Source organism: Peptoniphilus faecalis (assembly GCF_012976305.1).
In the GTDB taxonomy this organism is placed as follows: domain Bacteria; phylum Bacillota; class Clostridia; order Tissierellales; family Peptoniphilaceae; genus Peptoniphilus_A; species Peptoniphilus_A faecalis.
This window is the reverse complement of record NZ_JABDSR010000001.1, coordinates 155199-180691: the sequence shown is the minus strand read 5'-3', so window position 1 is coordinate 180691 and position 25493 is coordinate 155199. Positions and strand designations below refer to the sequence as shown.

Genomic DNA, 25493 nt, shown 5'->3' with positions numbered 1-25493 from the left:
CCTCCGTATTTTAGGGGATATTTTTATTTTATCAAAGTTTCAATTTTCCCTCTACTTTTAAGAGGTAAAATTCTGTAGACTGCCGCTGATTTTATTCTTTTCTTTTCGATTGGTCCAAAGTATCTCGAGTCAACACTCATGCCCGGCAGTCTGTTATCTCCCATTACAAAATATTCATTATCTTTTAGTATAAAACTTTTTTGGTCAGATTCTGTGACATCAGTTGAAGTGTAGTTTTCTTTTAATAGACTTCCATTTAAATAAACTTTTCCTTCTTTAAACTCAATTGTGTCGCCAGGCTTTCCAATAAGCCTTTTAATGTAATTCCTATTGTCGTTTGGTGCGTCAATTACAACAATTTCGCCTCTAGGTATATCAGTGAACCTTTTATAAGAAAGACAAATTAACTTATCTTTTTCATTTAATGTTGGGTGCATGGACTCTCCATTAACAACAGCTATATTAAAAATAAAGTTCCTCACAAATAGTGCAATTAAAACTGCAGCAACAATTGTAAGAATAAAAGACAAAGTTTCATTTTTTTTCAATTGAATCATCTCCAATTACTAATTTTAACATAAATATATAGAAGATTGGAAAATTTTTGATTTATTACAGTTAATAACATTTTACTTTATAATAAAAATAATAAAAAATTTTTGAAAATTCCTTGACAAATAGGAGAGAAGAGGGTACTATATAAATAGATTAGCACTCAACACCAATGAGTGCTAATAAAGGAGGAAATTATGGATGCTAGAAAAATAAATATTTTAAATGCCATAATTGAAGCATATATCGATATGCCAACTCCCGTCGGGTCACGAACTCTATCTAAAGAATATCATCTTGGAGTTAGTTCTGCGACTATAAGAAATGAAATGGCAGATCTTGAAGATCTTGGTTTTTTAAATAAGCCGCATCAATCAGCGGGAAGAATTCCTTCTGATAAGGCTTATAGATTTTATGTTGATGAAATTTTTAAAAGTTTTAGCGAATTTCATGATATAGATGCTTCTAAAAAAATCAAAGACAGAATTTTATATACTTCTAGAAATTTAGAAGACTTTTATAAAAATTCAGTTAATTTGCTCGCCAACATCAGTAATTGCACGGCATATTTAATTACACCACAAAAGGCTGATACAAAAATAAAAAGACTTACTCTTGTAAAAATCGATAGAAATACGGCACTCTTGGTCTTAATAGGCGATAAGGGAGTAATAGAAAGATATTTTTTAGAAATAGAAAATATTTCTGATGAAGATTTTTATTATATTGAGAAAGTTTTAAATGAAAAAATGTCGGGAATTGACTTTGACAAAATTGAATCACTTAAAATTTCTCTTTCCGATAATATGATTAGATATGGGAATTTTATTTCCAATGTTGTAAAAATCGCAAGTGAATTTAATAAAAAGGTCTCATCCATTGAAATTTATTATGATGGTCTCACTAATATTTTGAATTTTGACGAATATAGGGATCTTGACAAGGCTAAAGATTTTATGAGTTTAGTTGAGGATAGAGACAGTTTATTTCAAATCTTAAAAGATGATAATTTCACAGGAGATGTGGAAGTAATAATTGGTTCAGAAAACAGTGCAAGTTTAATGAAAGAAAATACTATTATTAGAGCACCCTTTACTAAAGATTATGGTATCTATGGAAGTATTGGAATTATTGGACCAGTTAGGATTGATTATATGAGATTGGTCAAGGTCGTTAAAATTTTTAGTGATGCACTTACTAGAGGATTAAAAGAAATGTGAGGGAGTACATGACAAATGATGATATAAAAAAAGAAGATATAAAAAAAGAAGAAGATATTAAAGAAGAAGCTGTTAATGAAAATAAGAATATAAATAATGAAAATATTAGTAATGATACGAAGACAGAAGAGGATTCTGAAAAAATTATCGACTACGAAAGTGACGATGAAAAGTATCAAGCACTAACTGATAAGTTTATGAGACTTCAAGCTGATTTCGCAAATTACAAGAGAAGAACTGAAGCTCAAAAGGCTGAATATATTGAACTTGGAGTTAAAAAGGTTGTAAACGACTTACTTCCTGTCATTGACAATTTTGAAAGAGCAATGAATTCTATTGGTGATAGGGATTCAACTTATGACGGGATAATGATGATAAAGGATCAACTTACTGAAGTACTTAAAAAGGAAGGTATTGTTGAAATGAAGGCTCTGGGTGAAGAATTCGACCCAATGTATCACCACGCAGTGCTCACTGAAGATTCTGATGAATACGACAGTGGCTATGTAATTGAAGTTTTACAAAAAGGTTATTTAATTAATGACAAAACGCTAAGACCTGCAATGGTCAAAGTTTCACAATAAGTGATTTATTTAGGAGGAAATTTATTATGGGAAAAATAATTGGTATTGATTTAGGAACAACTAACTCTGCAGTAGCAGTAATGGAAGGTGGAGACGCTGTAATAATTCCAAACATTGAAGGTAATAGAACTACACCTTCTGTTGTAGCTTTTACTAAAGATGGTGAAAGATTAGTAGGAGAAACTGCTAAGAGACAAGCTATTACAAACCCTGACAGAACTATCTCTTCTATTAAGAGACACATGGGTTCTGACTTTAATATAAAGATAGATTCAAAAACTTATACACCACAAGATATTTCAGCTATGATTTTACAAAAATTAAAATCTGATGCAGAATCTTATCTTGGAGAAAAAATTACTGAAGCGGTTATTACAGTTCCAGCTTACTTTACAGATGCTCAAAGACAAGCAACTAAAGATGCAGGAAAAATCGCAGGTCTTGATGTGAAAAGAATTGTAAATGAACCAACTGCGGCTGCTCTTGCTTATGGAGAAGATAAGGATACAGAGGCACAAACTGTAATGGTTTATGACCTTGGTGGTGGTACTTTCGATGTTTCAATCCTTGAACTTTCTGATGGAGTATTTGAAGTACATGCAACTCGTGGTAATAATAAATTAGGTGGCGATGACTTTGACAACAGAGTTATCGATTATATTGCTGAAGAATTTAAAAAAGAAAATGGAATTGATTTAAAGGCTGATAAGATGAGTCTTCAAAGACTTAAAGAAGCTGCTGAAAAAGCTAAGAAGGAGCTTTCTTCAACATTGTCAACTAATATTAATCTTCCATTTATTACAGCATCACAAGCTGGTCCACTTCACTTAAATATGGATTTAACTCGTGCTAAATTTGATGAACTTACAGCTGATCTTGTAAAAATGACGGAAGGACCTGTTAAAGATGCATTATCAGATGCAGGACTTTCTGCAAAGGATATAGATAAAGTTCTTCTAGTTGGAGGTTCAACAAGAATTCCAGCAGTGCAAGAATGTATTAAAAAGTTGACTGGAAAACAACCACAAAAAGATATTAACCCAGATGAATGTGTTGCTCTTGGTGCAGCAATTCAAGGTGGAGTTCTATCAGGTGATGTAAAAGACTTATTATTACTTGATGTAACACCACTATCTCTTGGAATTGAAACTATGGGTAATATTACTACAAGACTTATTGAAAGAAATACAACTATTCCAACTAAGAAGTCACAAGTATTTACAACTGCAGCAGATAATCAAACTTCTGTAGAAATTCACGTACTTCAAGGTGAAAGACAAATGGCTAAGGACAATGTAACTCTTGGTAGATTTACACTTGATGGTATTGCACCAGCAAGAAGGGGAGTGCCACAAATCGAAGTTACATTTGACATCGACGCAAATGGCATTGTAAATGTAAGCGCTAAAGACCTTGGTACAGGTAAGGAACAACACATCACAATTACATCTTCTACTAACCTAAATGAAGAAGAAATCGAAAAGAAGGTTAAGGAAGCTGAAATGTATGCGCAAGAAGATGCTAAGAAGAAGGAATTAATTGAGGCAAAAAATAACGCAGATTCAATTATTTATCAATCTGAAAACACATTAAAAGATGTTGAAGGTAAAATTTCTGATGCTGATAAGACTAAGATTGAAGATGCAATCAAGAGTCTTAAAGATGTAAAGGATGGCGAAGACCTTGAAGCTATTAAGTCTAAGACTGAAGAGTTAACTCAAGCTTTCTATGCAATCTCTGAAGAAATTTATAAACAACAAGGTGCACAAGGACAAGCTGGATCATCTGAAGCAAAAAATGATGATGATGTAGTTGATGCAGACTATGAAGTTGTAGATGATGACGAAGAATAATAATTAAATAGAATTGTTGCAGTTTAGGCTGCAACTTTTTTTATGTTTAAAAATTAATTTATTTTATTTTTGATAATTAATTTATAGATTTTTTAGCAAATTTTAAAATAAACTTTATTTTTTCAAGACTTTATATTAGAATGGAAAACTAATGAGGTGGAAGATGAGAAATTTTTATGAAATTCTTGAAGTTAAAAAAAATGCAACCAAAGAGGAATTAAAGAAATCTTATAAAAAACTCGCAAAAAAATATCATCCAGATCTAAATCCAGGAGACGAAATTGCAGAGGCAAAGTTCAAAGAAATTTCTTATGCCTATGAGGTTCTTTCTGATGACGAAAAAAGGCAGATTTACGATGTCTATGGAGAAGAGGGTTTAAAGGGCAATGTTGGAAGCTCTGGAACTAGTGGTTTTGGAGGATTTTCTGATATTTTTGACGATATTTTTGATATTTTTGGAGGTTCTAGGTCTAATAGATATGAATATGAAAATAGAAGGAACATGCCAAAGAAGGGCCCAGATACTAGAGTGGATGTAACTTTGGATTTCTTTGAAGCAATTTTTGGCGTTGAAAAAGAAATCACTGTAAAGGTAAAGGAAGAGTGTGAGCATTGTAAGGGAAGCAAAATGGAGCCAGGAACAGAAAAACACAAATGTGACAAGTGTAATGGAACTGGTCAAGTAACTTCAGAACAAAACACACCTTTTGGCAGATTTGTTAGGACTTCATCTTGTGACAAGTGCAATGGAACTGGCGAAGTAATAGAGAAACCATGTAAAGAATGTGGAGGCAAAGGTTCAGTATTAAAGAGCAAGAAATTAAAAGTAAATATTCCTAAGGGTGTAGACAATGGTAATATTATTTCGCTAAGAGGTCAAGGTTCCATTGGTGAAAATGGCGGCGAAAATGGAGATGTCTTTGTCTACATTAGAGTAAGATCTGATGCAGTTTTTAAAAGAGATGGCAATGATATTTATCTTGACATTCCAATTTCTTATCCAGATGCTGTCCTTGGAGCAAAGATAAAAGTTCCAACACTTAAAAAGATAGTTGATTATGAAATACCTAAGGGTACAACTGGCGGCACTGTCTTTAGATTAAAGGGAGAAGGCGTTCCCTATGTAAATAGGGAAAATCAAAGGGGAGATCTTTTCTTCAAAGTTAATATTATTATTCCAAAGAAAGTATCTGATGAACAGAGAAAACTTTTGGAAGAATTAAGAGAAACTGAGCCAGAAGTTGAAGAAAACAAAAAGTCATTTTTAGACAAGTTAAAGGATTTATTTGACTAATGCGGATCATTGATTCGCATTTTTTAAATTGTATAAAAATTTAAGGTAATATATAATGAGTTCAGGTGATTAGATTGAAATACATTGAAATGACAATAGATACTTCAAAGGATAAAAAAGATTTAATAGAAGGTATTCTTTTTGACTATGGAATTTATAACTGTGAAGAAGTTTCCAGCGATTTATTTGAGGAACTTGACCAAGATGAAAAAGATTGGGATTTTATAGATTATCCTCTTTTAAATTCAGATAAAAAAATTTTTAAAATAAAAGTATATCCAGAAAATTTAGAAGATGCTAAAAAAATAAAAACAGAAATTGAAGATAAAAATTTAGGAAGCTTGACAATAGAAGAAAAAGATGACGAGGATTGGGCTAATAACTGGAAAAAATATTATAAACCTCTTGAAATCGGAGAAAGTTTAGCAGTAGTACCTGAATGGGAAGAGTATGAAAGTGAAAGAAAAATTATAAAAATAAATCCAGGAATGGCATTTGGTACAGGAACTCACGAGTCAACTTATATGTGTCTTGAGCTTTTAGAAAAATATGTGCGTGAAGACGATGAAATTTTTGACATTGGATGTGGGTCTGGAATACTTGCAATTGCTGCACTAAAACTTGGAGCAAAAGAAGCTCTTGCCATAGATATTGACGAGAAGTGCATCAAAGCATCTTATGAAAACGCAAAATTAAATGATGTAGCAGACAAAATGAAAATCAAAAAGGGAAATCTTCTTGACATCGTAAAGGGAAGGGCAGATTTAATTGTTTCAAACATAATTGCAGAAATAATTGTTGATGAAATTAAAAATTTGAAAAATCACATGGATAATGGTGGAATTTTTATAACTTCAGGAATTATTAAAGAAAGAAGACAAAGGGTGATCGACGCTCTAGAAGACAATGGATTTGAAATAGTAGATGAAGTTGAAAAAAATGACTGGGTTGCCATTGTGGGAAAGTTAAATGTATAGATTTTTTGAAGATAGAAAATTTGAAGGAAACACAAAATTAAAGGAAGAAACTCTCCATCATCTAAAAAATGTAATTAGAATAAATGATGGTGAAGAGTTTCAAGTTGTTTTTGAAGATGGAATTTTTTCCTTTGCATATTTTGATAAAAAAATAAAAAAAATTGGCAAAATAGAAAATTCAAACGAATCAAAAGTAAGACTTTCTTTATTTTTTGGTGTTTTAAAAAATAATAAATCAGAAGATGTGTTGCGCCACGCAACAGAAATAGGAGTGAGCAATTTTTACCCAGTTTTAATGGATAGGACAATTTCTGACCTTTCAAAAAAGGCGGACAAGAAAAAAGAAAGATTTCAAAAAATTGTGGAGTCTGCGGCAAAACAATCTAAGAGAGATATTATTCCAATAGTTCACGATATAATAAAGACTGATGATATTTTAAAATTTAAGGGAGACATAGTACTTTGCTATGAAGATGAAAATAAAAATCAGCTTGGAGAAATTATATCAAATTTAGGCGACAATATAGGGCTTGTAATTGGACCTGAGGGCGGAATATCAGATAGAGAACTTAAAGTTTTAAAGGATGCAAAAAAAGTTGGTCTCGGAAAGCGAATTTTAAGAGCAGAAACAGCTGCAATCGCTGCATCTTTTTATATAATACATGCGAAGGAGTGTGAGTAATGGAAAAAACTTTTTCAATTTTAACTCTTGGCTGCAAAGTAAATCAATATGAATCAGAAGCCATGAGCGAAATTTTTGAAAAGAGGGGATATAAACAAGTTGATAATGATGAATTTAGCGATGTGTACATTGTAAATACTTGCACGGTTACAAATTTATCAGATAGAAAATCTAGACAATTTATTAGAAAATCAAAAAAGAAAAATCCAGACTCTGTAATTGCAGTTGTGGGCTGTTATTCACAAGTAAGCCCCGAGGAAGTTAAAAATATTGATGGTGTGGATGTCGTGATTGGAACTACTGAAAGAGATAAAATTGTTGATTTAATAGAAGAGTCAAGGGAATCTCATAAAAAAATAAATATTGTAAGGGATTTAAAAAATATTCGTGAATTTGCAAATACTACAAACTTTGACAGCAACAATAGAACTCGTGCTTACATGAAGGTACAAGATGGATGCAATAGATTTTGCACTTATTGTATAATTCCCTTTGCAAGAGGTCCAATTAGATCTAGGACAATTGAAGATTCTGTGAGAGAAGCAAAGACACTTGCTAATCGTGGATTTAAAGAAATTGTCTTGACGGGAATTCACATTGGATCCTTTGGCATGGATATGGGCGATATTAGGTTAATAGATTTAATAGAAAGTATTGCAGAAGTTGATGGATTTGAGAGGATTAGACTTTCATCTGTTGAGCCAATAATTATTTCACAGGATTTTATGAAAAGAGCAGTAAAGACTGGAAAACTTTGTAATCACTTTCATTTGTCCTTGCAAAGTGGATCAAATAATATCCTAAAGGCAATGAACAGAAGATATACTAGAGAAGATTATATTGAGAAAGTAAGTATTATTAGAGAATATATGCCAAATGCAGGTCTTACTACTGATATAATTGTGGGATTTCCTGGAGAGAGCGAAAAAGATTTTGAGGACTCAATGAAAATAGTGGAGGAAGTTGGTTTTTCAAGGATTCACGTTTTCAAATATTCTAAGAGAAAGAACACAAAGGCAGCTTTAATGCAAAACCAAATTGATGGCAATGTGAAAAAAGAAAGGTCAGAAAAATTAATTGCCCTTGGAGAAAAGTATCAAGAAATTTTTGAAAAGGAAAATATGAAAAAATCTCAATCGGTTTTATTTGAAGAAGAACATGATGGAGAGTATTATGGCTACACGACAAATTACATTAGAGTTAAGACAAAAAGTGATGCAAATTTAAAAAATAAAATAAAAAATGTAAAAATTTTAGATACTGGTGAGATTGCAAACTGTGAAATTGTTGGTGATTAAATGTTAAAAATAAGAGCACATCATTTACTTTGCACAGAAAATTTTGTAAACGAAGGTTATAGCGAAGACTTTTCAAAAAACATGGGTGAAGTTATAGAAAAATTGAGGGAAAATTCAGAGGTAAAATTAATAAAAGATCTAGACGATATTTGTAAACACTGTCCAGAAAATCTTGGAGATCACTGCAAGAATGATGAAAAAGTAAAGGCCTATGACGAGAAAGTTTTAAAAATTTTAAATTTAAGTTCAGATGAAAAATATTTTTGGAGTGACATTAGAAATTTGACCTGTGATATAATATTTGATAGAGATAGGCGAGAAGAAATTTGTAAAGATTGTCAGTGGAATGAGCTTTGCAAAGAAGTTGAAACTATGAGGAGGTAATAATGGACTGTTTATTTTGCAAAATAATAAGTGGAGAGATCCCTTCAGACAAAATTTATGAAGATGATCTTGTGTATGCTTTTAGAGACATAGACCCGCAAGCTCCAACCCATTTTTTAATTGTGCCAAAGGAACATATTGCATCAGCAGATGAACTTGAAGAAAGGCATAAGGAATTAGTAGGTCATGTATTTTTAATTGCAAAAAAAATTTGTGCTGAAGAGGGACTTACTAGGGGCTACAGAATTGTAAATAATTGTAAAGAAGATGGGGGTCAGAGTGTAGATCATCTTCACTTTCATGTACTAGGTGGAAGAAGTTTAAAGTGGCCACCAGGCTAATTAATGATAAACTTAAGAAGGATTAATGCTATGAGTTTTACTTATAGCATTTTTTCAAATATTTAATTCATTTTAAAAAGTTTAAGCACTTTTATGTCTTTGACCATATTAAATTTAACAAATATCTTATATACTATATATAAAACTAATAAATTTTTAAGTTAATAAAGAAAGAAGATGAATTATGAAGTTAGGATTTGTAGATGTAGGCGGTGGGACTCGTGGAATTTATGGTGCAGGAGTTTTCGATTATCTAATGGAAGAAAACATTGGCGGCGATTATTTTATTGGTGTGTCAGCAGGTGCTGCTAATGGTGCTTCCTTTCTTGCAAAGCAACCTAGGAGGAACTTTGTATTTTACAACAATTATGCCTTTCGAAAAGAATACATGAGCTTCAAAAATTATCTAAGGACTGGATCATATATTGATTTAGATTATATTTATTCAGATCTCAGTGGTTCTAATGGGGAATATCCTTTAGATTACAAAACACTAAAGGATAATCCAATGGACTTCGAGATAGTTGCAACAGATGCTAGCACTGGAAAAGCAAAATATTTTAGCAAAAGTGATCTTACAATAGATAATTATGATCCGATAAAGGCATCTTGTTGTGTGCCAGTTCTTTGTGAGCCTTATAAAATAAAGGGCATTCCCTATTTTGATGGAGGATTAAGCGATCCCATTCCCTTTAAAAGAGCCTTTGATGCGGGTTGTGACAAAGTAATCATAGTTCTTACAAGACCAAGAGATTATTTTAGAGAAGCAAGAAAAGATAAAAAATTTGTCAGAATTTTAAGAAAAAATTATCCAATAGTTGCAAAAACCTTTGCAAGAAGGTCGCATGTATATAACGAAAGTTTGAGAGAAGCAATTGAACTTGAGGAGGAAAATAAAGTTATAATTGTCGCTCCAAAATATATTGGTAATTTAAAAACTTTGACACAAGATCATGTGCAATTAGAAAACCTCTACGAAATGGGAAGAAGAGATGCAAAAAACATTCTTACTTTAGAAAATATTAATAGAAATTGAGTTGATGACTAATATGGGCAAAATCAAATCAAAAATACATTCTATTAAAGACAATAATCTAAAAAATAATAAAAATTTTAACGGAAAAGATGAAAACATTAAAAGAAGATTTAGAAAAATTCAAGTAGTTGCATTAATTTCTTTTGCATCTATTTTAACAGTTCTACTTCTAACACGAAGTGGAAATGTAAGTATAGAGAGTATTACAGAAAAATCTTTAGGCAATCCAAAAAGAGCAATTATTTCTTTAATAAGCCTTTTTGCAGTAAAAAGTTTAACTATAATTATTCCTCTTCCATCACTATATGTTGCAAGCGGAATATTATTTGAACCAATAAAGGCAGTTTTAATAAGCTATTTGGGACTTACAGTTACACTTACAATACCCTTTGTCCTTGGAAGATGGTCTGGAACAGAAGAGATAGATTACATTAAAAAGAAATATCCAAAAATAGAAAAAGTAATTGAAATACAGAAAAAAAATGAATTTTTGGCAAGTTTTATAATACGATTAATTGGGTGGTTTCCCTGTGATATATTGAGCTTTTACTTTGGTGCATGCAAGACAAACTATTTAAAATATATAGTATCTTCACTTCTTGGATCTTCCATAGGAGTGATAACAAACACATTGCTTGGAGATGTGATACTAAATCCACTATCATGGCAATTTATAGTCATGTTAGTTATAAAAATTTTGATATCATTAACAGTTTTAGGAATAACTTATTTACTAAATAAAGATAAAAATTTTAAAAAATAAAAATTGTAATATGATAAGACATATATTACAGAAATAAAAATAGAGAGGTACCTTTGATACTATATAATTAAACTTAAAAGAGTATCAAAAGGAGTCCTCTCTGTGGCGATATAACCAAAAATGAAATATTGTTAAATGTTCCAATCAGATGATCTACACAATACTATTCACCTAGACTTTTTGAAATTAAAATTGAAATTTATGAAATTAAATTTTTTCTAGTGCTTGTTTAACATCATCGATTATGTCCTTTACATCTTCAATGCCAACACTCATTCTTACCAAGTCAGGACTAATACCAGCTTGTACAAGTTCTTCTTCGTTCATTTGTCTGTGAGTTGTACTTGCAGGATGTAGGACGCAAGTTCTTGAATCGGCAACATGAGTTACAACTGCTGCAAGTTTTAAGCTATCCATGAATTTTGTCGCAGCTTCTCTGCCACCTTTAACTCCAAAGGCGATTACGCCACAGGATCCATCTGGAAGATATTTTTTTGCAAGTTCGTGTTGTGAGTCCCTTTCTAATGCAGAAAAACTTACCCAAGAGATTTTTTCGCTATTTTCTAAAAACCTTGCAACGGCAAGAGCATTTTCATAATGTCTTGGCATTCTAAGATGCAATGTTTCAAGACCAATTTCCAAATAAAAAGAATTTTGAGGAGAAGGAATGCTTCCTAGATCTCTCATTAAAGTTGTAGTCATTTTTGTAATATAAGCACCTTTGCCAAAGGCTTCGGTATAAATTACTCCGTGATAAGTTTCATCAGGCTCAGTAAGTCCAGGGAATTTGTCCTTGTACTTTGACCAATCAAAGTTTCCAGAATCGATAACTGCACCGCCAACGGAATTTGCGAATCCATTCATATACTTTGTAGTGGAGTGAGTGACAATATCTGCACCCCATTCAATTGGTCTTAAGAAAATTGGTGTAGGGAAAGTGTTGTCAACTATTAGTGGAACACCATGTTCATGTGCAGCTTTTGCGAAAGTTTCTATATCTAAAACTTTTAGTGATGGATTGGAAAGAGTTTCGCCAAATACGGCCTTTGTGTTTTCCTTAAATTCTTTGTTTAAATCTTCAAGTGAAATTGCTGGATCAACAAAAGTTGATTCAATACCAAGATCTTTCATCGTGTGAGCAATTAAATTATATGTTCCGCCATAGATTGCTGATGAGGCAATTATGTGATCGCCTGCCTTTAAAATGTTTAAAAGTGCATAAAAGTTTGCAGCTTGACCTGATGAAGTTAAAATTCCAGCAACACCTCCTTCGAGTGCTGTAATTTTATTTGCAACAGCATCATTAGTTGGGTTTGCAAGTCTTGTGTAAAAGTAGCCTGCTTCCTTTAAATCAAAAAGATTGCCCATTTGTTCTGATGAATCGTATTTAAAAGTAGTTGATTGAATAATTGGTACAACTCTTGGTTCGCCATTTTTTGGCTCATAACCTGCTTGAACACATAATGTTCCTAAATTTTTCTTTGTCATTTTATCCTCCTAATTTTTGTCGGTAGCTCAAAGGGATTGAAAATTTTATTTTAAAACTTTATAACAATAAAAAAAGCTTCCATCCTTAAAGGACGAAAGCTATGCTTCGTGTTACCACCTTTTTTTATTATTTTATCGCTAAAATAACCTCATAGAGTACCAACATACTCCGAACGCTATAACAGGCGTACCTGTCGCAGTCTAAACAATTGTCTCGGTGCGATGACTCCAAGGCCATGTTCCAAAGTATCCATTTTGATTTCTTTCACCATGTGAAACCTCTCTGTAAAAACTTTTACAATGTACTCTCCTCTTCAAAGTCTATACATTGAATTGTAAATAGAAAAAAATATTTTGTCAAGTAAAATTTTAAAATTTTACATTAAAGTAAGTTTTGACTTTTGTAAAAGAAAAGCCTAACTATTGACGATATTAGAAACTTTGTAATATAATAATAAAAAAGCTAAAAATAGCGATTTATATAGAAAGGTGATTAAATGTCAGGACATTCTAAATGGAATAATATTAAAAATAAAAAGGGTAAGGAAGATGCAAAAAAAGGTAAAATTTTTACTAAACTTGCAAGACAAATAACTGTTGCTGCAAAGGAAGGCGGGCTTGATCCAGATTATAATCCATCCCTTAAGGTGGCTATCGATAAAGCTAAGGCAGAAAATATGCCTAATGATAATATAGATAGAGCAATTGCTAAAGCTGGAGGTGGAGATAACGACGCTAACTTTGAAGAAATTGTATACGAAGGTTATGGTCCAGGCGGAGTTGCTGTAATGGTAAATTGCTTAACAGACAATAGAAATAGAACTGCGCCAGATGTTAGACATTTATTTGATAAATATAGTGGAAATCTTGGTCAACCTGGTTGTGTATCCTTCATGTTTGATAAAAAGGGTTCTCTTGGAGTCCTCAAAGAAGGACTTGATGAGGACGAGTTTACTCTTACTGCAATTGATGCGGGAGCTGAAGATGTAATCGACAGAGGAGAAGCTTTTGAAATTATTACTGCACCTGAAGATTATATTGATGTTAGAAAGGCATTAGAAGATGCAGGACATTCTTTTATTGAATCAGAAATAACTTATATTCCACAAACTACTACTGAACTAACTGATGAAGAAGATATTAAAAATATGGATAAATTAATCGATGCATTGGAAGATAATGATGATGTAACTGATGTATATACATCTTGGGAGAGAGATTGATGGAAATTAATAGAATTATTGACCACACATTGTTAAAACCAGAGGCAACGGAAGCACAAATCGAAGAAATTGTAAGAGAAGCTAAAGAATACAATTTCTTTTCAGTATGTGTAAATCCAACTTGGGTGAAAAAATGTGCAGAAATGTTAAAAAATAGTTCTGTAAAAGTTTGTACTGTAATTGGCTTTCCTTTGGGAGCAAATACTTTGGAAACTAAAATATTTGAAACAGAAAATGCAATTGAAAATGGTGCAGACGAAATTGACATGGTTATTAATATTGGCTATGTTAAATCCAAAAAATTTAACGAGGTTGAAGATGAAATAAGAGAAATTGCAAAAGTTTGTCATGATAATGGTAAAATTTTAAAGGTAATTTTAGAAAATTGTCTTCTTACAAAGGATGAAATTAAAAAAGCTTGTGAAATATCAGATAGAGCTGGTGCAGATTTTGTAAAGACTTCAACAGGATTTTCGACTTCTGGTGCAAGTGCAGAAGATGTTAAATTAATGAGGGATTCTGTATCCGATAGGGTAAAAGTTAAAGCAAGTGGTGGAATTAGAGATTATAAAAAGGCAATAGAAATGATAAATAATGGAGCAGACAGGCTTGGAGTTTCTGCGGGAGTTGCAATTTATAAGGAGAGCAAATTATTATGAAAATAAATCCCGTCGCCTTTACAATTTTTGGACTTGAAGTAAAATGGTATGGAATTTTAATAGCAATTGGTGTTTTTTTAGCAATTTTTATAACAGAAAAAATGGCTGAGAAGAAAGATTATAAGTTTGGCCTTTATAAGGATATTTCAACTGATGTGTCTATTTTTGCTGTATTAATTGGAGTTTTAGGTGCAAGACTTTATTATGTGATTTTTGAGTGGGAATATTATAGCAAGCATTTAGATGAAATTTTTGCAATAAGAAATGGAGGACTTGCAATTTACGGTGGAATAATTGCAGGAGGACTTGCTATATATTTTTTTTGTAAGCATAAAAAAGTAAAAACTTTAACCTTACTTGATTGCGTTGCACCAGGTCTTGCACTTGCACAGTCCATTGGAAGATGGGGAAATTACATCAATGGCGAAGCTCATGGTGGTGTTACAGATGTACCTTGGGCAATTTTAGTTGATGGTCAATGGGTTCATCCAACATTTTTTTACGAATCAATTGTTAATTTTTCAATATTTTTGTTTTTATATTTTTATCTTTCTAAAAGGCAAAAATTTGAAGGAGAACTTATTTCTTTTTACATGATAGTTTATGGAATTGCAAGGTTTTTCATAGAAGGTATGAGGACTGATTCACTTTATATAGGTATCTTTAGAGTTTCTCAACTTGTAAGCATTGCTATAATAATTTTTGGTATATCTATTAGAATTATAGCTAAGAGTAGACAAAAGAATGTAAACTAATTGGACTAGGCAACTAGTCTAATTTTTTAGGTGATATTTTGAATAAAATTAATTACAATTTGGAAATGGAAAAAATAATAGAAAAAATTGAGATAGGGAAAAAGCCTAGACTCCTTTTACACTCTTGTTGTGGTCCTTGTTCTTCTGCAGTTTTAGAGAGGATTTGCGATTACTTCGACATAGATGTTTTTTATTATAATCCAAATATTGACAGTGAAGATGAATTTTACAGAAGATCTAATGAACAAATTAAACTTGTCGAGGATTTAGGACTCAATGAGAAAATTGACGTTAAAGTTATAAAATATAATCACAATGAATTTTTAAATTATATAAAGGGATTTGAAAATTACAAAGAGGGCGGAGCAAGATGTTTTAAATGTTATAAACAAAGGCTTGAGAAGACAGCAAAATACGCAGCAAAAAACAATTATGACTACTTCACAACAACTCTTTCTATTTCTCCCCATAAAGATTCACAAATTCTAAATCGACTTGGAAAATTTATTGCTGAAGAATATCAAGTAAAATATTTATATTCAGATTTTAAAAAGAAAAATGGTTTTAAAAGATCAGTTGAACTAACTGATAAATTTAATATGTACAGGCAGGATTACTGTGGTTGCGAATTTAGTAGAGGTGAAGATTGAAAAATTTAAAAAACATTTTCTTTATAGTCATTGTGTTTGCTTTGGGACTTGTGCTTTATATTTCTCACAACAACAATTTTAACTTTGCAAGCAATGAAAATAAAATTAGTAAATTAAAAAATGCAAGTGAAGAACAAATAAAAAAAGAGGATAAGTCTGAAGTAAAAATTTTTGCAATGGGCGATATGATTTTTCATCAACCCATTGTAAGAAGCTACGAAACTACTAATTCTTACGACTTTACACCAATTTTTGCTAAGATTTCAACAGACATAAATGAGGCAGATATTGCAATTGCAAATTTTGAAGGCTCAGTAAATTCAAATAGAAAATTATCGGGATTTCCTCTTTTTAACTATCCCAAGGAAACTATTTATTCCTTAAAAAATGCGGGTTTCGATGCAATATCAACTGCAAATAATCACGCACTAGATACTGGAATTGAAGGAATTTTGGAAACTATCTCTCATATAAAAGAGAGTGGAATGAATTTTTTTGGAACACTTGTAGAAGATGGTGAAAAAGGAATAATTATCGAAAAAAATGGAATAAAAATAGGACTAATTTCTTTTACAGACACATTAAATGGAATGGACTCATTAATACGAGGCAGGGAATATTATGTTAATACTTTTGCACAAGATGTGAAGGCAGATATTGAAAATTTAAAAAATAAGTCTGATATTGTAATTGTTTATGCTCACTGGGGAAATGAATACCAATTAATTCCCAATGAGAGACAAGTTAATTTAAAAAACATGCTTCAAGAATATGGTGTAGATATTATTCTAGGCTCTCATCCGCATGTTTTACAAAAATATGAAGTAGAGGAAAAAAATAATAAAAAATATTTTACGATTTATTCAATGGGAAATGCTCTTTCAAATCAAAGAGAGGAATATTTAAAAAAATCTGGTGTTGACACAGGAGCATTAATAAAACTTATAATTGAAAAGGACAATAGGAGCGGAGAAACAAAATTAAAGTCCTATGGTGTTTATCCAACTTTTGTCAATAGATATAGGGAAAAGGGTAAATTAAATTACGAGTTGGTAAAGTTAGAAGATATTGTATCTAATGAAAAAATAAGTGATGTTACTAACTCTGAATTAAAAAACAAAGCCGAAAAAAAATACAATGAGGCGATAAAGATTTTAAAGGGTGAAATATGAAAAAGGATGAAGTTTCAGGTACAAATTATGTAATTTTTCAAGATGAAGAGGAATTCAAATACACTACTGACGCCTTGATTTTATCTTCTTTTGTGAAAAGTGGGGAAAAAGCCATAGATCTTGGATGTGGCACTGGAATTTTGTCTCTTAGGGTATGCGATAGATTTCACGAAATTCATGCTATTGACAAAAACAAAAATGTTTTGGAATTATTTAAAAATTCTATTTCTTATAACAGATTAGGGAAGAAAATAAATTTATTAAGAGAAGATATTTTTAATTTAAGGGATTTTTATAGTACAAATTTTTTTGATGCAGTAATTTTTAATCCACCATATTATAATTTTAAAAATATAAAACTTGAAACTATTGATGCAAAGCATTTTTTTGATTTAGATGGAAGTCTTTACATAGTAAATTATCTTCTAAAAAACTCTGGAACTCTCTATATGATTTATCCAACTTACAGACTTGCAGAAGTGATATATAATATAAATAGTGTAGGACTTAGAGTTAAAAACATAATAAATATCCACGGAAATAAAAATAAAAATGCAAAAACAACAATAATTATTGCGAAAAAACAAGCAAATTTTGGAAATGATTTTAGGGATTTTTATATAAGAGATGGATCAGATTATTCCGATGAGATGAAAAGAGTTTATAGAAATGAGGTATTATTGTGATTTATTTTTGTCCAACGCCAATTGGAAATTTAGGTGATATTACAATTAGGACAATTGAGATTTTAAAATCTGTTGATATAATTTTTGCCGAAGACAAGAGAGTTACAGTAAAACTTTTAAATCATTACGACATAAAAGCAGAGTTGAGAACTTATCATAAATTCAATGAATCTGAAATGTCTGAAAAAATAATTGAAAACATTGCCGATAGGGATATCGCCCTTGTAACAGATGCGGGTATGCCTGGAATAAGCGATCCTGGTGCAATACTTGTTAAAAAATTAATTGAAGAGAAAATTGATTTTAGAGTTTTGCCAGGTGCCAATGCTGCACTTACAGCCTTAGTTTTGTCAGGGCTTGATACAGATCATTTTACATTTTATGGTTTTGCTTCAAGTAAATCTTCTGCAAGGAAAAAAGAATTGGAATCTTTAAAGGATTTAAAATTCACTATTATTTTTTATGAAGCACCGCATAGAATTAAGGATTTTTTACAAGATGTCTATGAAGTTTTTGGCGAGAGAAAAATTTCTATTTCACGTGAAATAACAAAAGTATTTGAAGAAACTATTAGATCTACAACATCAAAAGTTATTGATGAAGATATTACTGAAAAAGGGGAGTTTGTAATTTGTATAGAAGGCAATAATAAAGAAGAAAATTATAATATAAAAGAACTTTTGGAAGAAGAGTTAAATAAGGGTGTAAAAAAATCTCAAGCTGTGAAAGAAATTTCAAAAAAATATAATATTCCAAAAAACGATGTTTACAAGGAGAGCTTAAATTTATGATAAATTTAAAGGAACTTGAAGGTCAAATAAAAAATGTAAATTTAAATTTGAGAGATAAGTACGACTTTGTATTTAGAATAAATCATAGTGAATTTAGAGAAAAAATAAATAAAGACGTGGGAAAAATTATCAAAATGGAAAAATTTAAAAAAGGCGAAATTTCCAAATACAAAAAAACTGTGGGAGTTGACGGTTCAAACAATAGAGCTGGTGGTGCTTTTCCGCATTTTATAGAAATTTTTCAAGGACTTGCGAAGTCAACTGATGGCAACGAAGTTTATAAAACTAATGTCTATACCCCGACTTTAAACTCAAATTACGACGATAAAAACCTTTCACAAAAACTTTTGGCGACTATTGAAATAGAAACTGCTATTGAATATATAGATAAATATGATTTTGATTATTTAATGATGGACGGAGGATTTATTAGGTATAAAATCAATTGTTTGGAATTATTTAAGGAGCTTCGTGAATGTTGTGAAAGAAAAAACATAATTCTCTTTGGTGTGATCAAAGATATAAAGACCAATGTTATTGCAAGAAGTCTTGAACTTGACGAAAGCATTTACGATAGAGAAATTTTATTCAATAGACTTAATATTGGCGAAGCAATTTTAATAAAAAATGAAATAAATAAAAAATTTATTAAAGATGGAATGGGAGAAGGGTTTTCCTCTGCATTTATGAGAACTTCAAGATTTCCTGGAGCAATTGGAGTTGATATTTTAGATACGCAAGAAGATTATTTAATGGAAATTTGCAATTTAATTTATACTTTAACTCCAATGTCATCGAGAGGAGTACCACTTTGGCTTGATATTGTAGATAAAGATGTAAAAATTACTGATGAAATATTAGAAATGCTTTTGGAAGAATATTTAGACAGAGATGTTTATGAACGATTTTTTATTTCTGAACGAGATAAGAGATCTTTATAGGAGGAAAAATGAAAGTACTTGGAGTTACTACTACAAGGGAAGTATATATTGGTTCAAAGGAAAAAAACTTTCGAAACAATGAATTTTTAATAGTTGAAGATCCAGTTCAAGGCGATATTATTGGAGAAGTTGTTGATTCAAAAACTTTTAACAGATTTATTCCTCTTGATATTGGAGGGGATTTTGTAGACAATGATGTATTATCATCTCTTGATTCCATGGGTTACGATGTTGGGGAAGAAACAGTTTATGTAGCAAAACTAAGATTTTTTGAAGAATTACTTTATCCACCGCTTACTGGAAGTGATTTGAGAACACCAGAATTTTATGAAATTAAAAATTTATTAATAGATACAGTGCCAAATAATTCTTTAATTCTCGGCTCAATTAAAAATACCGACAACATTGCAAAGGGTATGGATGATGTTTATAAAAATCTTTTTAGTACCTTTGAAAACAAGGAATATTTAAAACAAAGAGAACTTCCTTATTTATTTGATTATAAATCCATGCACCAATATCCTCACATAGGAGTATTTGGAGGATCTGGAAGTGGTAAGTCTTTTGGGCTTAGAGTTATATTAGAAGAATTAATGGAAATAGGAGTACCTGCAATTGTAATGGATCCTCATTACGAAATGGATTTTTCAAATAATTCTGAAATTTCTAATAAGAATTATAGTGACAAATTTAAATGCCTTGAAATAGGATTGCAAACGGGAATAAAATTTCAAGAGTTACAAAAACGAGACCTAAAGAATCTTTTAAACGCCGCATCACCGCTTACAGATTCCATGAAAAATGTAATCGACATAATGCTAACAAAGGGATCTAGCTTTGAATCCTTTAAAAATAAATTGGATATGCTTTTGGAAGGACAAGAGATCGGGTCAAAAGATAAAATATTATCGGAAATTGCAGCAGAACCAGACATAACTAGAAAGAATAGACTTGAAGAAGTATTGGATATATACGAAAGATATGACAAAACTTGCAATTCAATGAGCGTTCGTGGGGTTTTGTGGAGGCTTATAAATCTTCAAAACGAAGGGATTTTCTCCCACAATATTGACGAGCTTTTAGATTTATTAAAGAGGAGAAAATTAGTTGTACTTCAAGGATCGACAAGAATTATAAATGTATTTTCAACTTATCTTTTGGCTAAATTATATTATTTAAGAAAGGAATATAGGGATGAACTTTACAGAAACAATGTAAAAGCAGATTATTTTCCACCCTTTGTAATTATTACTGATGAGGCACATAATTTTGCTCCAAAGGGTTTTGACACACCATCAAAAAGTATTTTGCGTGAAATTTCTCAAGAGGGGAGAAAGTACGGAGTCTTTTTAATTCTTGCAACTCAAAGGCCGACACTATTAGATGAAACAATCACTGCACAACTAAATACAAAGCTGATTTTCAGGACTGTAAGAGCTTCTGATATTGACACAATTAAAGAGGAAACAGATCTTTCCATTGACGAGACAAAAAGACTTCCTTATTTAAGTTCAGGAGATGTGTTTATTTCCTCTGCAAAAAAAGGACGTACATCTTTTGTTAGGATTAGAGCTGCAAATACAGTTTCACCTCACACGGAAAATCCTTTTGATGAGTTAGAAAGTTATGAAAATGAAACTTTCGAAAAATTTTTTAATGACATAAAGGATTTACTACCAATTGACGCAACAAGTTTAAATATAGCTTTAGTTAATTATAATAAAAAATCTGGAGAGAATTTATCCTATGATGAATTTAAAAATAGATTAGATGAATTGTATAAAAGAGATTTTATAAAAAAAGAAGACAATTTTTTGACGGAAATGTATTTGATTAAATAAAAGGCGAGGAGATTAAAAATTCTCGTTTTTTTGATACAATGTATTTATGAAAATAAAAAGTGTAACATATGTCTTGACAGTTAAGAATTTTTACAAGGGAATTTTATAAATTCTGTTAATCTTTTATAAATTCTCTGTTATAATAAAAAAGATAAGGAGGTGCCCTCATGCCGGCAATTATTAATAGAAAACTTGGAAATATTGTAATAGAAGATAGCGTAATTGCAAACATAGCTGGAATATCAGCAATGGAAAGCTACGGAATTGTTGGAATGGCATCAAAAAATGCCGCAGATGGGATTTTTGAACTTTTGAGATTTGAAAATCTATCAAAGGGAATTGTTGTAAACACTGAAGAAAATGAAATTAGGATTGAACTTCATGTTATTCTAGAATATGGAGTAAAAATTTCTACTGTTGGTGAAAATATTATAGAGAGAGTTAAGTTTAATATTGAAAACTTGACAGGACTTGAAGTTGATAATATCGAAGTCTTGGTAGAAGGAATTAGACTTAAATAGTGGAGGTAAGATTTTGGAAATAAAAAAAATTAATGGCCCTTTATTAAAAGAAATTTTTAAAGGTGCTGTAAATTATCTAATATCCAGAAAGGAAGAGGTCAACGCTCTTAATGTGTTCCCTGTTCCTGACGGAGATACAGGCACAAATATGAGCCTTACATCAAAATCTGCCTTAAAACAAATTGATGGTTTAGAAGGGGATTTTTCAGTAGGAGATGTTTCTGCTGCAGCAGCACGTGGAGCACTTATGGGTGCGAGAGGCAATAGTGGAGTAATTCTTTCTCAACTTCTAAGAGGTTTTTCTGAAGGATTAGAGGGAATCAATGAAGCGGGAATTTCTGATATTGCCCATGCTTTTAAAAAAGCAAGTGAAACAACTTATAAAGCTGTTATGAAGCCAATTGAAGGGACGATTTTAACAGTTGGCAGAGAAACTGCTGATTTTGCCATTAGGCATCATAAAAAAGCTGAAGATCTAATTAAGTTTTTAGAAGATGTAATTGTTGAAGCTAATAAGTCCCTTGATAATACTCCAAATTTGCTTGAAGTTTTAAAGGAAGCTGGGGTAGTTGACGCAGGTGGCAAGGGTTTAGTTGTGTTGCTTGAAGGTGCACTTAAAGTTTTAAAGGGCGAGGACATTGCTGATCAAAGCGAAGACGAAACTTTGAAGAAAAAAGCACAAAAGGAAATCCAATTTACTGAAGCTGACAAATCTCTTAAATATGGATATTGTACAGAATTTATTATAAATACTGATTACGAAGATATAGATTCTTTTAGAGAAAAGATTGCTCCTCTAGGGGACTGTTTATTAGTTGTTGGTGGTAGTGGAACACATATTATTAAGGTTCATGTTCACACCAATGATCCAGGCATTGTTTTGCAACACGCTTGTGAACTTGGCCTTCTTCAAGATATTAAAATTGACAACATGAGGTATCAACACAGAGAAGTTCTTTTTGATGACAGTGAAGTTGCTGAGGCTAAAAAGAAAGAAGAAGAATCTATTGAAGAAAAGGATTATTCTTTCATAACTGTATCCATGGGCAGTGGAATGACTGAAACCTTTAAATCTCTTGGTGTTGATTATGTCGTAGCTGGTGGACAGACTATGAATCCATCGACAGAAGATCTTTTAAAGGGTGTGGATAAAGTTGGCGGAAAAGTCATCTATTTAATTCCAAACAATAGCAATATTATTTTATCAGCAGAGCAAGCTAGGGACATTTCTGACAGAGAAATTATTGTAATTCCTTCAAAATCTGTACCACAAGGAATTGCAGCAATTCTTGCCTTTAACGGAGATGCAGATAAAGAAGAAAACAAAGAAAATATGATGAAAGCCATAGAAAATGTAATTGATGCATCTGTAACTTATGCAGTGAGAGATACAACTATTGGCGGAAAAGAAATTCACAAGGACGACATAATTGGGATTGCATCAAAGGAAATCATCTCCAGTGGAAAAACTGTATTTGATGTTGTAATTGATACTGTGGATAAACTTATGGATGATGAAATTTCTCTATTAACCATTTTTTATGGAGAAGATGTAAAGGAAGAAGATGCTGAAAAAGTTCGTGAAGCCATTGAAGAAAAATATCCAGATGTGGATATAGATGTTATAAAGGGTGATCAACCTATTTATTATTACATCCTTTCATTAGAATAAGAATTAATTTAGATTTGAGCCCGAAGTTTTTCTTTGGGCTTTTGTATTAGGAGAATTATGGTTAAGTTAAGCGATTCTATAAAAAATTTAAAGGGGATTGGACCAAAGAGAGAGAAACTTTTCCACAAGCTTGGAATTTATTCTCTAGAGGATCTTTTATTATATTATCCTAGAAGGTATGAGGATAGTTCAAAGATTGTAAGCATTTCAAATGCAGTAATAGGAGAAAAAAACACCTTCAAGGTTAGAATTATATCAAAACTTCAAAATAGAAGAATAAGAAAGGGTCTTACTCTAACAAGTTTTCTTGCAGAAGATGGAAGTGGAGAGGTAGAGCTTTCTTTTTTCAATGCCTTTTACTTAAATTCTAAAATAAAAATTGGAAGTGAGTATTTAGTATATGGAAAAGCTGACTTTTTTAGGGGAAGAATTAGCATAAGCAGTCCTGAAATTGAAAATATACATAATTTAAAAAAATTGGGGAAAATTTCTCCAATTTACAATTTAACTGAAGGACTAAACAATTTTGCCTTTGAAAATGCAATAAGCCAAATAATAGACTTAAATTTATTTGAAGAAAATTTGCCAGAAGAAATTTTGAAGAAATACACTCTAATAGATAAGAATTACGCCATAAAAAGTATTCACTATCCTAGTAGCAGAAAAAATTACATTCAAGCACGTGAGAGATTAATTTATGAAGAATTATTTTTATTTGAACTTTCTATTTTAAAAAATAAATTTCAAAATGAAAGAAGAGATGCAATAAAATTTGAAATTAAGGATAAAGTTTTTAATTTTATAGAGGATCTTCCCTTTAAATTAACGGAAGGACAACAAAATGTAGTCGATGAAATTTTTGACGACATGAAAAAAGGGAAATCAATAAATAGACTAATTCAAGGAGATGTTGGAAGTGGCAAAACAATTATTGCAATTATAATAATGTATCTTGCCTATTTAAATGGCTATCAATCATCTATTATGGCGCCGACAGAAATTTTGGCAAAGCAACATTTTAAATCTTTTGTGGAGCTTTTAGAGCCTCTTGGAGTAAAAATAGCACTGTTAATAGGTTCAACTTCAAAAAATGCAAAAAGAGATATCCTAGACAATTTGGAGATGGGTTCTATTGATATATTAATAGGAACTCACGCTCTCATAGAAGAAAATGTAGTTTTCAGAAAATTAGGAGTAAATGTTATTGACGAGCAACATCGCTTTGGCGTATTGCAAAGAAATATGCTTCAAAATAAAAATAAGGACGCAGCAACAATTGTAATGTCGGCTACACCAATACCTAGAAGTTTGAGTTTAGTTCTCTACGCAGATTTAGATATTTCTGTCATAAAGACTATGCCCTTAGGCAGAAAACCAATTAAGACTATTGCAATAAATGAAAATATGCTAGATAAATCTCTTAATTTTATTAAATCTCAGCTTTCAAAAAATAGGCAAGCCTATGTAATTTGTTCTTTAATCGAAGAAAATGAAGATTATGAAAATTTGCAAGCAGTTGAAAAAGTTTATGAAGAATTAAAAGACTTTTTTTCTGAATATAGTGTTGGACTTCTCCACGGAAAGATGAAGGCAGATGAAAAAAATAAAATTATGACAGAATTTGCAGAGAACAAAATAAATTTACTCGTCTCTACAACTGTTGTCGAGGTTGGAGTAAATGTGCCTAATGCGACTGTAATTATGATTTACAATGCAGAGCGTTTTGGACTTTCAACACTACACCAACTTCGTGGAAGAGTAGGAAGAGGAGATCATCAATCCTATTGCATACTCTACAATCTTTCTAAAAGTGAAATATCTTGGGAGAGAATGAAAATTATGACGGACTCAAACGATGGATTTTATATTGCAAATAAAGATTTAGAACTTCGAGGCTTTGGAGATATATTGGGAACTAGACAATCAGGTATGCCAAATTTAAGACTTGCAGATCCCTTTAGAGACGAAACAATTTTAAAATATGCAACAGAAGACGTGAAAAATATTTTGGAAGAAGATCCAAATTTAGAGAGCAAAAAATATTTTTACTTAAATAGAGAAATAGTTGATTTTTACTCTGATTTGAACTAATATCTTTTATTATCTCTTG

General features: G+C 31.3%; 25 protein-coding genes and 1 other annotated feature. Of the genes, 23 read left to right on the top strand and 2 right to left on the bottom strand.

Going from position 1 to position 25493, the window contains the following annotated elements; translation table 11 throughout:
* Positions 1–23 precede the first annotated feature (23 nt).
* On the bottom strand, positions 24–548 hold the full coding sequence (lepB, locus tag HKO22_RS00965) for a signal peptidase I (RefSeq protein ID WP_075658995.1): 525 nt from the start codon (positions 546–548) through the stop codon (positions 24–26).
* 201 nt (positions 549–749) lie between these two features.
* Here lepB and hrcA point away from each other — a divergent pair, with 201 nt between their 5' ends.
* From hrcA to HKO22_RS00910, 11 genes are all read left to right on the top strand, one after another.
* Positions 750–1772, top strand: a complete 1023-nt coding sequence (hrcA, locus tag HKO22_RS00960; RefSeq protein WP_075658989.1) for a heat-inducible transcriptional repressor HrcA — start codon at positions 750–752, stop codon at positions 1770–1772.
* Positions 1773–1780: 8 nt separating this feature from the next.
* Positions 1781–2356: a nucleotide exchange factor GrpE gene (grpE, locus tag HKO22_RS00955; RefSeq protein WP_169967894.1), complete on the top strand. Its 576-nt coding sequence runs from the start codon at positions 1781–1783 to the stop codon at positions 2354–2356.
* 26 nt (positions 2357–2382) lie between these two features.
* Entirely contained in the window at positions 2383–4209 is a 1827-nt protein-coding gene (gene dnaK, locus HKO22_RS00950) for a molecular chaperone DnaK (RefSeq protein WP_075658987.1), read from the top strand.
* Between the two features lie 163 nt (positions 4210–4372).
* Entirely contained in the window at positions 4373–5503 is a 1131-nt protein-coding gene (dnaJ, locus tag HKO22_RS00945) for a molecular chaperone DnaJ (RefSeq protein ID WP_075658986.1), read from the top strand.
* Positions 5504–5577: 74 nt separating this feature from the next.
* Positions 5578–6480, top strand: a complete 903-nt coding sequence (prmA, locus tag HKO22_RS00940) for a 50S ribosomal protein L11 methyltransferase (RefSeq protein ID WP_169967892.1) — start codon at positions 5578–5580, stop codon at positions 6478–6480.
* Positions 6473–7162 (top strand): RsmE family RNA methyltransferase, encoded by a 690-nt coding sequence (locus tag HKO22_RS00935; RefSeq protein ID WP_169967890.1) that lies wholly within the window; start codon positions 6473–6475, stop codon positions 7160–7162. The genes prmA and HKO22_RS00935 overlap by 8 nt, the downstream gene beginning before the upstream one ends.
* Positions 7162–8460: a tRNA (N(6)-L-threonylcarbamoyladenosine(37)-C(2))-methylthiotransferase MtaB gene (mtaB, locus tag HKO22_RS00930; protein WP_169967888.1), complete on the top strand. Its 1299-nt coding sequence runs from the start codon at positions 7162–7164 to the stop codon at positions 8458–8460. The genes HKO22_RS00935 and mtaB overlap by 1 nt, the downstream gene beginning before the upstream one ends.
* Positions 8461–8844, top strand: coding sequence for a DUF1284 domain-containing protein (locus HKO22_RS00925; RefSeq protein ID WP_169967886.1), 384 nt, complete (start codon positions 8461–8463; stop codon positions 8842–8844).
* A gap of 2 nt (positions 8845–8846) precedes the next feature.
* Positions 8847–9185: a histidine triad nucleotide-binding protein gene (locus tag HKO22_RS00920; RefSeq protein WP_169967884.1), complete on the top strand. Its 339-nt coding sequence runs from the start codon at positions 8847–8849 to the stop codon at positions 9183–9185.
* Positions 9186–9369: 184 nt separating this feature from the next.
* Positions 9370–10221 carry a patatin-like phospholipase family protein gene (locus HKO22_RS00915; protein WP_169967882.1) on the top strand — a complete coding sequence of 284 codons (852 nt, stop codon included), beginning with the start codon at positions 9370–9372 and terminating at the stop codon, positions 10219–10221.
* Positions 10222–10234: 13 nt separating this feature from the next.
* Positions 10235–10984 carry a TVP38/TMEM64 family protein gene (locus HKO22_RS00910; RefSeq protein ID WP_169967880.1) on the top strand — a complete coding sequence of 250 codons (750 nt, stop codon included), beginning with the start codon at positions 10235–10237 and terminating at the stop codon, positions 10982–10984.
* Between the two features lie 207 nt (positions 10985–11191).
* On the opposite strand, the gene HKO22_RS00905 is transcribed toward HKO22_RS00910, so the two are convergent.
* Positions 11192–12472, bottom strand: a complete 1281-nt coding sequence (locus HKO22_RS00905; protein ID WP_169967877.1) for an O-acetylhomoserine aminocarboxypropyltransferase/cysteine synthase family protein — start codon at positions 12470–12472, stop codon at positions 11192–11194.
* An 85-nt stretch (positions 12473–12557) separates the two neighbouring features.
* Positions 12558–12799: a binding site (T-box leader), on the bottom strand.
* 170 nt (positions 12800–12969) lie between these two features.
* On the opposite strand from HKO22_RS00905, the gene HKO22_RS00900 reads away from it, so the two are divergent.
* The 12 genes from HKO22_RS00900 to recG all read left to right on the top strand — a co-directional run bounded on the left by HKO22_RS00900 (position 12970) and on the right by recG (position 25474).
* Positions 12970–13695, top strand: coding sequence for a YebC/PmpR family DNA-binding transcriptional regulator (locus HKO22_RS00900; RefSeq protein ID WP_075658978.1), 726 nt, complete (start codon positions 12970–12972; stop codon positions 13693–13695).
* Complete coding sequence (deoC, locus tag HKO22_RS00895; protein ID WP_169967875.1) at positions 13695–14354, top strand: deoxyribose-phosphate aldolase; 660 nt, start codon at positions 13695–13697, stop codon at positions 14352–14354. Before HKO22_RS00900 ends, deoC begins: the two co-directional genes overlap by 1 nt.
* Positions 14351–15109: a prolipoprotein diacylglyceryl transferase gene (gene lgt / locus HKO22_RS00890; protein ID WP_169967874.1), complete on the top strand. Its 759-nt coding sequence runs from the start codon at positions 14351–14353 to the stop codon at positions 15107–15109. Before deoC ends, lgt begins: the two co-directional genes overlap by 4 nt.
* Before the next feature lie 38 nt (positions 15110–15147).
* Complete coding sequence (locus HKO22_RS00885) at positions 15148–15759, top strand: epoxyqueuosine reductase QueH (RefSeq protein WP_169967872.1); 612 nt, start codon at positions 15148–15150, stop codon at positions 15757–15759.
* Entirely contained in the window at positions 15756–16931 is a 1176-nt protein-coding gene (locus tag HKO22_RS00880) for a CapA family protein (protein ID WP_169967870.1), read from the top strand. Before HKO22_RS00885 ends, HKO22_RS00880 begins: the two co-directional genes overlap by 4 nt.
* Complete coding sequence (locus HKO22_RS00875; RefSeq protein ID WP_075658974.1) at positions 16928–17617, top strand: tRNA1(Val) (adenine(37)-N6)-methyltransferase; 690 nt, start codon at positions 16928–16930, stop codon at positions 17615–17617. Before HKO22_RS00880 ends, HKO22_RS00875 begins: the two co-directional genes overlap by 4 nt.
* Positions 17614–18408, top strand: a complete 795-nt coding sequence (rsmI, locus tag HKO22_RS00870) for a 16S rRNA (cytidine(1402)-2'-O)-methyltransferase (RefSeq protein WP_169967868.1) — start codon at positions 17614–17616, stop codon at positions 18406–18408. Before HKO22_RS00875 ends, rsmI begins: the two co-directional genes overlap by 4 nt.
* On the top strand, positions 18405–19349 hold the full coding sequence (locus HKO22_RS00865; RefSeq protein ID WP_169967866.1) for a DNA double-strand break repair nuclease NurA: 945 nt from the start codon (positions 18405–18407) through the stop codon (positions 19347–19349). The genes rsmI and HKO22_RS00865 overlap by 4 nt, the downstream gene beginning before the upstream one ends.
* Before the next feature lie 8 nt (positions 19350–19357).
* A complete protein-coding gene (locus tag HKO22_RS00860; protein ID WP_169967864.1) occupies positions 19358–21190 on the top strand; it encodes an ATP-binding protein in 1833 nt (610 codons plus the stop codon).
* Between the two features lie 167 nt (positions 21191–21357).
* Positions 21358–21711: an Asp23/Gls24 family envelope stress response protein gene (locus HKO22_RS00855; RefSeq protein ID WP_169967862.1), complete on the top strand. Its 354-nt coding sequence runs from the start codon at positions 21358–21360 to the stop codon at positions 21709–21711.
* A 13-nt stretch (positions 21712–21724) separates the two neighbouring features.
* Positions 21725–23383 carry a DAK2 domain-containing protein gene (locus tag HKO22_RS00850; protein WP_169967860.1) on the top strand — a complete coding sequence of 553 codons (1659 nt, stop codon included), beginning with the start codon at positions 21725–21727 and terminating at the stop codon, positions 23381–23383.
* 57 nt (positions 23384–23440) lie between these two features.
* The gene (gene recG, locus HKO22_RS00845; protein WP_169967858.1) at positions 23441–25474 is read left to right on the top strand and encodes an ATP-dependent DNA helicase RecG; all 2034 of its coding nucleotides are present in this window, start codon (positions 23441–23443) and stop codon (positions 25472–25474) included.
* The last annotated feature ends 19 nt before the right edge of the window (positions 25475–25493 follow it).